A 12,686-nucleotide genomic window follows, 5' to 3' on the forward strand; every position below is an offset into this window, starting at 1 on the left:
AACCCGGCGAGGTTCTCGCCGGGTTTTTTCGTTTGGTATTATGCAAGTCTCGACTTATGCGCCTTCAACAACGCGCAAGGCTTGGGCATTCTCCAGCGCCGCCTTGCGGACGGCATCCTGGACCTTTTCAAAGGCCCTCACTTCGATCTGGCGCACGCGCTCGCGGCTGATATCGAACTCGGTCGACAGGTCTTCGAGCGTCAACGGATCTTCCGTGAGGCGACGTGCTTCGAAGATGCGGCGTTCGCGATCGTTGAGCACCTTCATCGCGTTTGCGAGCAGGGCCTTGCGGCTGTCGAGTTCGTCCTGCTCGATCAGGATCTGTTCCTGGTTGTCGTGGTCGTCGACGAGCCAATCCTGCCATTGTCCGGATTCGCCTTCGCTCGCTTTGATCGGGGCGTTCAGCGAAGCATCGCCGGACAGGCGACGGTTCATCGAGATGACTTCGTCCTCGCTGACCTTCAGCGTCGTGGCGATTTCCTTGACATGTTCGGGTTTCAGATCGCCTTCGTCGAGCGCCTGGATCTTGCCCTTGAGGCGGCGCAGGTTAAAGAACAGCCGCTTCTGGTTGGCGGTCGTGCCCATCTTTACCAGCGACCAGGAGCGCAGGATGTATTCCTGGATGGCAGCCTTGATCCACCACATCGCGTAGGTCGCGAGGCGGAAGCCGCGATCGGGCTCGAACTTCTTGACGGCCTGCATCAGGCCGACGTTACCTTCAGACACGACTTCGCCGATCGGCAGGCCATAACCGCGATAACCCATCGCGATCTTGGCGACAAGGCGCAGGTGGCTGGTGACGAGCTTGTGAGCGGCATTGCGGTCGTCATGCTCCTGATACCGCTTGGCGAGCATGTACTCTTCCTGCGGCTCGAGCATGGGGAATTTGCGGATTTCGTCGAGATAACGATTGAGGCCGCCTTCACCAGCGGCAATGGACGGCAAATTGTTTCGGGCCATGAAGCACCCCCCTTTATAGTCTCCGGCCTCCGGGCGGCAGGCCGGGCATGTGGGTCTTCGTCAAGACCCCACGAGGCTACGAAATAAGTACGGCGAAAGCATGATTCAAGGAGTCCGGTTTCACTAACATGTGACGCCGGAGGCAAGACAGATCACGAATAGAGGCGCAGTTAAGATTGGAATCCTGCGGCCGAAATTCAAGAGGTGACGTTACGCTCCGCCACGCAAGGCCTCGACCAGCGCATCCATGTCTTCAGGCATCGGTGCCTCGAAGTGCATGGTCTCGCCGGTTGACGGATGCTCGAACTGCAGCATGAAGGCATGCAGGGCCTGGCGGTGGAACTGGTTGACCACGGATCTTGCCGCCTCCGGCAGGAGGTTGGCCTTGGTGCGGAAGGCTGCGCCATATTCCGGGTCGCCGATCAGCGGATGACCGATATGGGCCATGTGTACGCGGATCTGGTGGGTGCGACCGGTTTCGAGGTGGCATTCCACCGTCGATGCGAGACTGGTGCCGTCGGGCTTTTCCAGATAGCGCTCGACAACCTCGTAATGGGTGATGGCTTCGCGAGCGTCGTCGCTGTCTTCGCGCTTCACGGCACGCTTGGTGCGGTCTCCCGCCCGGCCGAGAGGGGCGTCGATGGTCCCTTTTAGCTGGCGCGGACGGCCCCAGACGACGGCTCGATAGGCGCGCTCGAGCGGGCCGGTGCGGCCGTGATCGGCAAACTGGTCCGACAGATGGCGATGGGCGGCGTCGTTCTTGGCGACGACCATGACCCCGCTCGTTTCCTTGTCGAGGCGGTGGACGATACCGGGCCGCTTGACGCCGCCGATGCCCGAGAGGCTGTTGCCGCAATGGTGGATCAGCGCATTGACCAGCGTGCCCGTCCAATTGCCGGCGCCAGGGTGCACGACAAGGCCTGCCGGCTTGCACAGGACGATAAGGTGATCGTCCTCATAGAGCACGTCGAGCGGGATATCTTCGCCCTTCGGCTCCGGATCTTCCGGTTCGGGCAGGTCGATCTCGAAATGGTCGCCCGGCTGGACCTTCTTCTTCGGCTCGGTCGCCGGCTTGCCGTTGATCGAAACGGCGCCCTGCTCGATCAGGCTCTTGATCCGGTTGCGGGAGAATTCACCCGAAAGCGCTTCAGTGAGGAAGGAATCGAGCCGTCCTGCGGCGTCCTCGCCCGCTGTCAGGACTTTCCTATTGGCTGCTGCTTGTTTAAAGGGGTCGTTCATTCCGTTTTAAATCCGATAAAAGGCCAATCATGACCGCGACCGCGCCCGATGACCAGGAAGACAAGCCGCTAGACCCGGCGATGGAGAATGTTCGCCGCAAGATGGTGCGGCTGCAGCTCGTCTCGGCAGGCGTGATGTTGGTCATGCTTATGGCTGTCCTCGGAACGATTGTCTACAAGCTGACCCGCACGGACGAAAAGGCGCAGGCGCAATCCGCAGCCATCGCCGTTCCGAGCGAAGCGCCGGTCAATGCAGTCGCCGCCCTTCCGGCCGGCTTCACGGTGACCAACGTCGCGCTGTCGGGCTCACAGGTGCTTTTCTACGGCAATCTGCCCGGCGCCGAGCCGCGTGCCATCGTCTTCGATATTGCCGCTGGCCGCATCGTGGCCGACATCACCGTCAGGACCAACTGACGGTATGACCTCAAGCGCCTCGCCTCCGATCCGCATCGATGATCCGGCAGATCCGCGCATCGCCGGCCTCGTGTCGATCAAGGAGCGCGACCTGACGGGCCGAGAGGGGCGTTTCATCGCTGAAGGCACCGTGGTGCTGCGCATGTTGGCGGCGGCGCATCGCGCCGGCCGCGGGCTTGTCGCCGAGGCCATCCTGCTTCTCGAAAGCCGCGTGGCTGGCGTGGAGGCCATTCTGGCGGAATTTCCCGCTAACGTGCCCGTCTATGTGGCGGCAGCACCGGTGTTCGACGCGATTGCCGGCTTCAACATGCACCGCGGTGTGCTGGCACTCGGGCGACGAGACGGCATTGTCGGCCGGGACGCGCTACTTGCCTCGCTGCCGGCTTCAAGTCTGGTTCTGGCCGCCTGCGGTATCTCCAATCACGACAATATGGGCTCGCTGTTTCGCAATGCAGCGGCCTTCGGCGTCGATGCGGTGCTGATGGACGAGACGAGCTGCGACCCGATGTACCGCAAGGCGATCCGCGTTTCCGTCGGTTCGGTGCTGACGGTGCCGTTTGCGCGCGAAGGGTCGGCGGCGTTGTTGATCGAACGGCTGCAGGACGAGGGTTTTGCGATCTGGGGCCTGTCGCCGGCCGGTGAAACCGATATCGGCGGAATACCGCCGGCCTCGCGCACCGCCTTGCTTGTCGGAACGGAAGGAGAGGGGCTGCCACCGGCGATCCTGAAATCCGTGCGCACCGCGCGCATTCGCCAGCGGCCCGGGCTCGACAGCCTCAATGTCTCGATGGCAGCCGGCATCGCGCTGCATCAGGTCGCCTTGATCAACGACCGGATCTGAACCGGTCGGAACCCGCGCCTATTCGCGCGGCAGCATTGCCTTCGCCCGCTTTGCCAGGCTCTTGCGGCCGGCCGCATCGTTCTTTTCGTCATTTGCGAGCAGGCTGAGGATTGGCGAGGTCGCACCTTCGCGCGTTGCCGTCAGCGCTACCATGCCGGCGGCAATTTCGGCCACCTCCTCGCGCAAGGCATTGTCATGGGCAGCCGTCTTGGAATTGGTCAACCGTTCGGACAGGGCGGCCGCGCGGTTCTTGAGTTCGTCAGAAAGTGCCGCTGCTTCCAGCGGCGGCACGACCGGTCGCTCGGTGAGCTGCGCCGGGCCGGCGGTGGTTCCCTCCGATGGCTCGCTGCCGCTTGCGCGACGATCCTTGCGCGCCGGGAAGGCAATACCTGCCGCGCGCAACACCTTGGCGGCATCCCGCATGTCCTGGTTCACGTCTTTCACCTTGGTCTTCAGTCGTTCGATTTCATCGGCGCGTCGCTCAAGCGCACTTTCGCGATCAGCGCCCGCGGCCAACTCCCGCGCAAGCTTGTCTTCCAGCCGCTGCAGGCGGCTATCGTCACGGGCAAGGCGCAGTTCCATCTCCTTGGCGTGTGCGCTCTCGATCTTCAAATCTGCACGCAGCGCCTCGCGCTCGTCGCGGAGTGCCGCAACGCGGCTCTTGAGGTTTTCGGCCTCTGTTTCGCGGGCGGCAAGGTCGAGGCGCAGATTGTCGATGTCGGCAGCCTGTTGCGTCAACTGATTGGTCAAAGTCTTGATCGTTTCCGCCTTGCCGGCGTTGTCGCGTTCGACGGTTTCGAGCGAAACCTTCATGCGCTCCAGTCGCTGCTCGAACTGGCGGATCGCCGAGCGCATGTCGGCGGCTTCGACGTTCATGTCGGCAAGCTGGGCATGCAGATCGGCATTCTCGCCACTTAGGCGGCGCGCCTGCTGCAGTGTCTTCTCGTTGTTGAGCATCAGCGACACGCCCTTGTCGCGCTCGCGCTTCAGGGATTGCAGCGTGCGCGCGTTCTCGGCGGCAAAGGTGGCGCGGGCGGCGTCTTTCTGCGCGCGCACTTCCTGGGGGCTGAGCGGCATGGTCGCTTTCAGGCGATCCTCGGCAAAGCGCACGATGCGGCGGTGAATGGCCGGCGCGACAAGAAGGCCGATGATGATCGCCGTCAGGAAGCCCAGGGCAAAGAGGAGCGAGAATTCAATCACGAGCTGGCCGTTTCAAAGCTGGACCGGAAGCAAACGCCCCGCCCGACCATTACAGTCTGAGCAAGGCGCTTCATGTTACTTCCCTGCACTAAACATGACGTTTCGTGCGCTGCAAGTATTTGAGGCGGGATTTCGCCAAAGCGCACCCGCGATCTACAGCGCCGCGCGTCTTGTCAGACGTGCAATGGTCGCTGTAGCACTTTAATTGCTGCATGTTTTATCCCTAAATCGGATAGGATTTAAGGAAACATGCAGTGGATCAGAAGGGGTTCCAGGTCGGGTTCTGCGTCATCTTGAGATAGCCGACATTGACCCCGAGCCGCGCGCCGATGCCGGTGCGGATCGGGACGACGACGATGTGTTCATCGGTGAGCACCGTCATGCCGACGCCGGCCACGACATAGGCCGAACCGGAGACGCCGCCGAACCGCTTGTAAAGCGACGGCACGCTCGGCAGGTTGTAGACCAGCATCATCGCGCGGCTGCCTTGTCCGCCCCAGTCGATGCCGAGCGACGGGCCCTGCCAGAAGACGTTGTGCTGGCCGGCATTCTTGGTGTTGAGTTCGCCCTCTCCGTAGGTGAGGCCGGCGATGAAGGCGCCGGAGCCTTCCTGCCCAAGGATGTAACCATTCGGTAGGCCATACCGTTCAAAAGCGCGTTCCACCACCTTCGCGAGGCCGCCTGATGTCTCACCGAAGAAGCCGTGACCGGCATCGACGATCTCCTGCATCGAATATTGGCTGTTGTTTGCCTGCTGGGCCTGGGCGGCGGATATGGCGCCCGCCATCAGGAACATCGTCGCCAGGATAGCGCGGCTGGCCGTCGTGGCTGCCTTCATGATCTGCTGCATCGTTTCCTCCGTCAGGCGCGAAAATCACTCGCTTGCGGGTTTGCTGTGGCCGGCACCGCCTGTGATGGCGCGGCCAGCGGGGGTCTGGACCATATTCAATGCAATTTGAACCGATGGTCTTAACAATCGGTTTACCAAATGTGGTGTCATTATGATCCACTGATGAACGGCTGCGCCGGGCAGCCCATGGCTTGCGTCTACGCGCCTGAGGTTATACCGGCTCTGCCCGAGTGCGTGCCTCATGTCCGCATGCCGATGGAACCGAACAAGGAAAGACGATGGCAACGAATCCGAACCTGACATTGACGGGACCCGATCTGGCCGCGCTTCTGTGCAGCCGGGTTTGCCACGACATCATCTCGCCGGTCGGCGCCATCAACAATGGCCTGGAACTTCTGGACGAGGGCGGCGCCGATGCCGACGCCATGGACCTCATCCGCACCAGCGCGCTCAACGCGTCGGTCCGCTTGAAGTTCGCCCGTCTCGCCTTCGGCGCATCCGGCTCGGTCGGCGCGTCGATCGATACCGGCGAAGCGGAAAAGGCGGCCAAGGATTTTGCCGCCGCCGAGAAGAAGACCGAGGTTAACTGGCACGGGCCGCGCGCCATCATCGCCAAGAACCGGGTCAAGCTGCTTCTGAATCTTTTCCTCATCGCCTATGGGGCGATCCCGCGCGGCGGCGTCATCGACATTACGCTTGAAAATCCGGAACTCGACGCAGTGTTCACGCTGGTCTGCAAGGGCCGGATGATGCGGGTGCCGCCGCGTCTGGTCGAACTTCTGTCCGGCACGCCAGAAGAGGCGGTCGATGCGCATTCGATCCAGCCTTACTACACGGTGCTGCTCGGCGAAGAAGCCGGCATGACGATCGACGTGGTTTCGACCGGCGAAGAGATCATCTTCACTGCGCGCATGACGGCAGCCGAAGCCTAAGACAGGCGCCACGTTTTTCCGTTTTGATACATGTTCGGCGCGGTGTGGCGATAGCTCCCGCGCCGGACATTTGCGTGCCCGCAGTTTGAACGTTCCGCTTTTGCCAGCTTTTGACCCGCTCGCTGAAATATTAATGTTTTCAGCGCATTAAAAGCCGCCGGCAAGCCCCCATTAAGCAAGCTCCGTAACGAAATCTTTGCCAAATTTGTATAGGGTTGTTTCGGGCGCGTGAGTACGCGTATAGGTAAGGCATGAAGGAGTTGGACATGCGGCGCTTGATGATTGCCGACGGCTCGGATGTGGTCAGGAAAGTTGGGAAACGTATCCTGTCCGGCATGGGCTTTCTTGTCTACGAAGCACCGAGCGGCCTTGAGGCGCTGGTGCGCTGCGAAGCCGAGCTGCCGAATATTCTCGTGGTCGATGCCGGCCTCGAGGGTGCTCTCGATCTCATCGCCAATATCAGACGGCTGCCCAATGGTGCATCGGTGCGCATCTATTATTGCGTGGTCGAGGCGGACCTGAAGAAGATGATGGCAGGCAAGCGTGCCGGGGCCGACGATTTCTTGCTGAAGCCGTTCGACCGCAAGATCCTGACCAGCGTCTTTGCCAGCCAGTCGATGGCGGCCTGAAGCCAAGCGCATCTCGTTTCGGAATGAGCGAGCCGCGGCGATTGCTGCGGCTTTTTGCTGTTCCGCTTCCGCATTGCACCCGAGGTCAAGGCGAGGGCGGGTGACGCCAGTTTCTTCGCGCTGTTGCCCGATGGCGATTCACTACATCGGGAAGCATCTGATCGCCGAAAGGGAGGCGCGCGCCAGCCGCACGCGAAGAGCCACGGCCAACGAAAAAACCCGCCTCGTAGGGCGGGTTCGTTCAAAAGGTGTCCGTTGGCGTCATGCCTGGATATGCGGGTCCACGCCGCGCCCGGAAAAGAACCTGAAATCAGGCGGTTTCGGCGTATTCCGCATTATCGGGCTCGCGCAGGACATAGCCGCGGCCCCAGACGGTTTCGATGTAGTTGGCACCGCCGGCAGCATTGGCAAGCTTCTTGCGCAGCTTGCAGATGAAGACGTCGATGATCTTCAGTTCCGGCTCATCCATACCGCCGTAGAGGTGGTTGAGGAACATTTCCTTGGTGAGCGTCGTGCCCTTGCGCAGCGAGAGCAGCTCGAGCATCTGGTATTCCTTGCCGGTGAGGTGGACGCGCTGTCCGCCGACTTCCACCGTCTTGGCATCGAGATTGACGATCAGTTCGCCGGTCGAGATGACCGACTGGGCATGACCCTTGGAACGGCGGACGATCGCATGAATGCGTGCCACCAGCTCGTCCTTGTGGAACGGCTTGGTCATGTAGTCGTCGGCGCCGAAGCCGAGACCGCGAACCTTGTCTTCAATTCCGGCCATGCCGGAGAGAATGAGGATCGGCGTCTTCACCTTGGAAAGACGCAGTGTTCTCAAGACCTCGTAACCGGACATATCCGGAAGGTTGAGGTCGAGAAGGATGATGTCGTAGTCATAGAGCTTGCCGAGATCGACGCCTTCCTCACCGAGATCGGTGGTGTAAACGTTGAAACTCTCGGACTTGAGCATCAGCTCAATGCTCTGAGCCGTTGCGCTGTCGTCTTCAATTAGTAGAACCCGCATATTCTTCCCCTTTTCCGCCGCCCAAGGTCATCGTGGCCCCCTTACGCGATACGGATCCAGTCGTTGCCTGATTTGGAGGCTGCCATCAAATGGTTAACAAATTCTGATTCACTCTGGCAAGGTGTATCGAGATTGTTAAATATTTTTAGCAGTTCCCTGATTTCAAACGTGAATCCAAAATGGCACTTTTCATGCGAAACATGAGGAAATGCCGCTATCTGACTCTTCTGACTCGTTAATGCCGGGGCCGTCATATTTCGTGCCTCAGTATTTACGGAGCCTTAAATCATCACCCCTATGATTAACGATGCCCGTAAACGAAAGGTTACCAGCGGTAGGCTTTTGTTAACATCGCTGTCGATTTTTCGTTTTCTGCCTGTTGGGGCAGGCTCGACGGGCCAAATCAGTAACCGGGGTCTCGTTATCCACGGGAGTATTGCGTATGAAAGCACGTGAGAGCCTTGTCCGCCTGAAGGAATTTCAGGTCAGGGAGAAGCAGCGTCAGCTGAGCCAGCTTCAGATGATGATGGCTGAGTTCGAACGGATGACCAAGGATCTGGAAAATCAGATTGTTTTCGAGGAAAAGAAGTCGGGCATTTCCGATCCCTCGCATTTTGCCTATCCCACTTTCGCCAAGGCAGCTCGTCAAAGAGCCGACAATCTTCAGGTCTCCATTCGTGAACTGAAGGCGCAGCAGGACGCGGCCGAACTCGCACTTGAAGAAGTGCAGGCCGAGTATGCAAAGGCGGCGGCGCTCGAGGAACGGGACACGACGACGCGTCTTCGGGCATAAGCCTGTAGGTCGTTTCGAGGCAGACGATTTTCATTCTTTGTCGGGCGATGCCGATGGCATGGCCCGATCCGGCACGATTGTCACAAGAACGAAAAACCCGCGCGACGGTCACCTGTCGGGCGGGTTTTCCCATTTCGGAACTGCAGGAAGCATGTCGCGCAAAAGTGTGCGGCGGTTTTGCGATAACGACATGCGCAAAAACAAGAGCCTAAAGCGCAGCAGGTGAATCCTGGAGATCGCGACGCGCTTGAGTGGCGGCCGCCAACTCAGGCCTGGATGACATCCTGCCAGTCGGGATGGCGTAGCGTCTGCGCGCGCATGAACGGGCAGAGCGGAATGATCTTCCAGCCGCCCTTGCGCGCTTCGTCGATTGCATGTTTTGCCAGCGCCTGGCCGACGCCCTTGCCGCGCAACTCGTCGGGAACAAGGGTGTGATCGACGATGATCAGTTTCGGCGATGACCGGGAATAGGTCATCTCGCCGGTATATCCCTCGACCGTGGTCGAGTAGCGGCCGTGCGAACCGGTTTCTTCGTGGGCGATATCCATCTCAGCATCCCTTCACATTCAACGTTTGCGTGTCGCCGACGATGCTACCGCATGACTGCTACGTTCGAAACCTGCTTGGCGGATACGGAGAGGAAACGCACTGTCGCCGAAATGATGCTTGTGGCAAATCCGGTACGGGAACGCGCGCGTCGAGCGCCTTGCATGAAGCCCGGCTCAGGCGGTGTGCTGGCGAAAACGAAGACGGCGGCCACCGGAAATACCGGAGCCGCCGTTCAACCTATGGCCCTGTCGGGGGCTTTTAGTGGCGATATTGCTGGATGCGTGTCGTGCGCAGGCCGGCCAGACCGTGATCGTTGATGGAGGACTGCCAGGAAAGGAATTCCTCGACAGTGAGGGTATAGCGCTCGCACGCTTCCTCAAGGCTCAAAAGGCCACCGCGGACAGCGGCAACCACCTCAGCCTTCCTGCGGATAACCCAGCGCCGGGTATTCGCCGGCGGCAGATCCGCAATCGTCAGAGGACTGCCATCGGGGCCGATGACATATTTTACACGTGGTCGCATCATTTCGGTCATGGGACTCTCTACACAAACTCAAGACCATATGTTGCTGACCTTAGCCCGCCACATTTAACATTTGCCTAAGCGGTCGGTAACAATTTACTCATAATTTTAAATACTTCCGCACACTCCCTCTATCACTTCCGCAGCGCCCCGCCGGCCATCGCGACGCCTGTCGCGCGTGACAATATCAGTCGCGATGCCCGGAAAGCCTTGGATTATCGCGGATTTTACATGGGAGCCATGCAATTACCACATTTCACTTTAACTAAAATTCTTGGTAACGAGACGCCGAAATAAAGGATGAGCGACGTTTGTGCGCTCCCGATTCATTCTTGGTGCATCGTCATATTTTCACAACCGGTCGCGTTGCTTTCGCGGGCATGCCGGAGAGGGTGGCTGTATTCTGGCTCCCGGGTGAAGTTCATGCGCCGGATGATTTTCGGGGCCGTTTGTATTCTCTCTACCGGGTGCGTTGGCACCGGTGATGTGGTGATCAGAGATGAAGGAATCGAATGAACCAGCCTTGCTGCGCGAGGCTGAGACGGCGGACATGATTTCCGAAATCGATACGGCTGCCGTCCGCACGGAGTACGAACTTCTGCACCTGATGCGGCGGTTGATCGCGCGGTACGGCTTCGGCCATTTCATGATCGCGCGCCTGCCGCTGGCCGAGCAGCAGCGCTTTTCCGAACGCCTGGTGCTGAGCAACTGGCCCTCCGAGCTGGTGCGCCAGTACGACGCCTGCGAGACCTTTCAATCGAGTGTGCTGGTCGAGCGCCTGCGTGGTACCAAGCTGCCGATAACCGGCGGCGGCGAGCTGCTCGATGCGGCCGGCAAGCCGGCCGACGAGGCGATGGTGCACCGGCTTTTGGCCCATCCGGAGATGGCGCGCCATTTCGCCGTCCAGTTGCATACCAGCAGCGGCGATCCCTTCGTTGCCATGCTCTCCGGACGACGCGACCCGCCTGTCGGCGTCGAGCAGGCGACGCTCTATCTTTCGCTCGTGCAACTGTTCGAATGCCTCGAGCGCACTTTCGACACAGGCAGCTCGGCACGCGAAAAGCTGTCGAGCCGCGAGATCGAGTGTCTGCGCTGGGCGGCTGCCGGCAAGAGCAGCGACGAGATCGCCATCATCCTCGGCATCTCCACCTATACGGTCAGCAGCTACTTCAAGAGCGCGACCCGCAAGCTCGATGCCGTCAACCGCATGCAGGCGATCGCCCGCGCCATGCGGCTGAAACTGATCTGAGCCAGGCGCCGTAGCGCCGCCCTTGCCGCCGGGCGGACAAGTTTCTATATGTCGGCGACCGGAGCCTCCCGCTGCGGACAGTGAAGTGCTACGGCGACCTTTGCGCGAAGGATTACGACGCGCGGCGCCGTAGAAGCCGACTGCATGCCGCGCGCTATTGCGCCGGCATGGCATCGCATGAAGCGTGAAACAGGGGCGGGGTGCTGTTGCCGCCGCCCGAAGGCCGGATTGGATCCCGTGAATACTCTCGATTTTGACCGCAAGCCCGAAGATACGCGTGTCGTCGTCGCCATGTCCGGCGGTGTCGATAGTTCCGTCGTCGCCGGCCTGCTCAAACGCGAGGGTTACGACGTTCTCGGCATCACGCTGCAGCTCTACGATCATGGCGCCGCCGTGCACCGGGCCGGCTCGTGCTGCGCCGGACAGGACATCGACGATGCGCGCCGCGTCTGCGAAACGCTCGGCATTCCGCACTACGTGCTCGATTATGAAGCGCGCTTCCGCGAAACGGTGATCAACCCGTTTGCCGAAAGCTATGTCGCCGGCGAAACGCCGATCCCCTGCGTTGCCTGCAACCAGACGGTCAAGTTCGCCGATCTCTTGGCAACGGCCAAGGAGCTCGGTGCCGATGCGCTGGCAACCGGCCACTATATCCGTTCGCGGCCGAGCCCGAACCGGCGCTATGCCGGCCAGCGGGCGCTCTATCGCCCGACCGACGCCGATCGCGACCAGAGCTACTTCCTCTTTGCCACCACGCAGGAGCAGATCGACTATCTGCGCTTCCCGCTCGGCCACCTTTCGAAAGCTGAAACGCGGGTGCTGGCCGAAGAGATGGGCCTCGTCGTCGCCCAGAAGGCCGACAGCCAGGACATCTGTTTCGTGCCGCAGGGCAAGTACAGCGACATCGTTTCCAAGCTGAAGCCGAATGCAGCACTTGCCGGCGAGATCGTGCATCTCGATGGCCGCGTACTCGGCAGCCATGACGGCATTTTGCACTACACGATCGGCCAGCGCCGCGGCATCGGTATTGCCACCGGCGAGCCGCTCTATGTCGTCTATCTCGACGCCCGCTCGCGCCGCGTCATCGTCGGCCCCAAGGAAGCGCTGGAAACGCGCCGCGTCTATCTGCGTGACGTCAACTGGCTGGGCGACGAGGATCTTGAGGACGTGGCAGCTGATGGCTTCGACTGTTTCGCCAAGGTCCGCTCGACCCGCCAGCCGGCACCCGCTATTCTGAAGCGCGACGCCGAGGGCCTCTATGTTGAGCTTGCCGAGGGCGAAGCCGGCATCGCGCCGGGCCAGGCCTGCGCGCTTTATTCCGGCATCGGCGAAGACGCCCGCGTCTATGGCGGCGGCTTCATCCGCAAATCCGAGCGCGAGGCCGGTGCCGAGGCCGCATTGAAGGTGCTTCTGGCAGCGCCTGCGGCGGCTTGAGCCAGACATTTCCGATCGCGCGGGAAAACTTCGCATTTTCCCCGCGACTTGGCTTGACACCTG

General features: G+C 60.7%; 14 protein-coding genes. 7 read left to right on the forward strand and 7 right to left on the reverse strand.

All coding sequences use genetic code 11. The features are described 5' to 3' along the window. Positions 1-54 precede the first annotated feature (54 nt). Both rpoH and ABIE33_RS10415 read right to left on the reverse strand, forming a co-directional pair. On the reverse strand, positions 55-960 hold the full coding sequence (gene rpoH, locus ABIE33_RS10410) for an RNA polymerase sigma factor RpoH (RefSeq protein WP_025424714.1): 906 nt from the start codon (positions 958-960) through the stop codon (positions 55-57). A 210-nt stretch (positions 961-1,170) separates the two neighbouring features. Next, positions 1,171-2,199 (reverse strand): RluA family pseudouridine synthase, encoded by a 1,029-nt coding sequence (locus ABIE33_RS10415; RefSeq protein WP_429124516.1) that lies wholly within the window; start codon positions 2,197-2,199, stop codon positions 1,171-1,173. A gap of 29 nt (positions 2,200-2,228) precedes the next feature. Here ABIE33_RS10415 and ABIE33_RS10420 point away from each other — a divergent pair, with 29 nt between their 5' ends. Both ABIE33_RS10420 and ABIE33_RS10425 read left to right on the forward strand, forming a co-directional pair. Next, positions 2,229-2,612 (forward strand): hypothetical protein, encoded by a 384-nt coding sequence (locus ABIE33_RS10420; protein WP_025424712.1) that lies wholly within the window; start codon positions 2,229-2,231, stop codon positions 2,610-2,612. Positions 2,613-2,616: 4 nt separating this feature from the next. After that, positions 2,617-3,453: a TrmH family RNA methyltransferase gene (locus ABIE33_RS10425; protein WP_429124518.1), complete on the forward strand. Its 837-nt coding sequence runs from the start codon at positions 2,617-2,619 to the stop codon at positions 3,451-3,453. Between the two features lie 18 nt (positions 3,454-3,471). Here the strand turns inward: ABIE33_RS10425 and ABIE33_RS10430 are convergent, their stop codons facing one another. Together ABIE33_RS10430 and ABIE33_RS10435 are read right to left on the reverse strand one after the other, a co-directional pair. Further along, complete coding sequence (locus ABIE33_RS10430) at positions 3,472-4,653, reverse strand: hypothetical protein (RefSeq protein ID WP_429124520.1); 1,182 nt, start codon at positions 4,651-4,653, stop codon at positions 3,472-3,474. A 259-nt stretch (positions 4,654-4,912) separates the two neighbouring features. Beyond that, positions 4,913-5,503 carry a DUF1134 domain-containing protein gene (locus ABIE33_RS10435; RefSeq protein WP_429124522.1) on the reverse strand — a complete coding sequence of 197 codons (591 nt, stop codon included), beginning with the start codon at positions 5,501-5,503 and terminating at the stop codon, positions 4,913-4,915. A 278-nt stretch (positions 5,504-5,781) separates the two neighbouring features. Between ABIE33_RS10435 and chpT the strand changes: the two genes are divergently transcribed. Both chpT and ABIE33_RS10445 read left to right on the forward strand, forming a co-directional pair. Further along, entirely contained in the window at positions 5,782-6,435 is a 654-nt protein-coding gene (chpT, locus tag ABIE33_RS10440; RefSeq protein ID WP_429124523.1) for a histidine phosphotransferase ChpT, read from the forward strand. A 266-nt stretch (positions 6,436-6,701) separates the two neighbouring features. Continuing rightward, entirely contained in the window at positions 6,702-7,064 is a 363-nt protein-coding gene (locus ABIE33_RS10445) for a response regulator (protein ID WP_025424707.1), read from the forward strand. Between the two features lie 310 nt (positions 7,065-7,374). On the opposite strand, the gene ctrA is transcribed toward ABIE33_RS10445, so the two are convergent. Further along, entirely contained in the window at positions 7,375-8,076 is a 702-nt protein-coding gene (gene ctrA / locus ABIE33_RS10450) for a response regulator transcription factor CtrA (RefSeq protein ID WP_429124526.1), read from the reverse strand. Between the two features lie 442 nt (positions 8,077-8,518). Between ctrA and ABIE33_RS10455 the strand changes: the two genes are divergently transcribed. Next, positions 8,519-8,869 (forward strand): hypothetical protein, encoded by a 351-nt coding sequence (locus tag ABIE33_RS10455; protein ID WP_053249711.1) that lies wholly within the window; start codon positions 8,519-8,521, stop codon positions 8,867-8,869. Positions 8,870-9,135: 266 nt separating this feature from the next. Here ABIE33_RS10455 and ABIE33_RS10460 read toward each other — a convergent pair whose 3' ends face one another. Continuing rightward, complete coding sequence (locus tag ABIE33_RS10460; protein WP_429124528.1) at positions 9,136-9,417, reverse strand: GNAT family N-acetyltransferase; 282 nt, start codon at positions 9,415-9,417, stop codon at positions 9,136-9,138. A gap of 259 nt (positions 9,418-9,676) precedes the next feature. Next, entirely contained in the window at positions 9,677-9,952 is a 276-nt protein-coding gene (locus tag ABIE33_RS10465; RefSeq protein WP_003527546.1) for a DUF1153 domain-containing protein, read from the reverse strand. A gap of 487 nt (positions 9,953-10,439) precedes the next feature. On the opposite strand from ABIE33_RS10465, the gene ABIE33_RS10470 reads away from it, so the two are divergent. Both ABIE33_RS10470 and mnmA read left to right on the forward strand, forming a co-directional pair. Further along, positions 10,440-11,189 (forward strand): helix-turn-helix transcriptional regulator, encoded by a 750-nt coding sequence (locus tag ABIE33_RS10470; protein ID WP_429124530.1) that lies wholly within the window; start codon positions 10,440-10,442, stop codon positions 11,187-11,189. A gap of 177 nt (positions 11,190-11,366) precedes the next feature. Continuing rightward, the gene (gene mnmA, locus ABIE33_RS10475; RefSeq protein WP_429124532.1) at positions 11,367-12,623 is read left to right on the forward strand and encodes a tRNA 2-thiouridine(34) synthase MnmA; all 1,257 of its coding nucleotides are present in this window, start codon (positions 11,367-11,369) and stop codon (positions 12,621-12,623) included. Positions 12,624-12,686: the final 63 nt, after the last annotated feature.

The sequence above is a fragment of the Ensifer sp. 4252 genome, from assembly GCF_050434565.1.
Taxonomy (GTDB): Bacteria; Pseudomonadota; Alphaproteobacteria; order Rhizobiales; family Rhizobiaceae; genus Ensifer.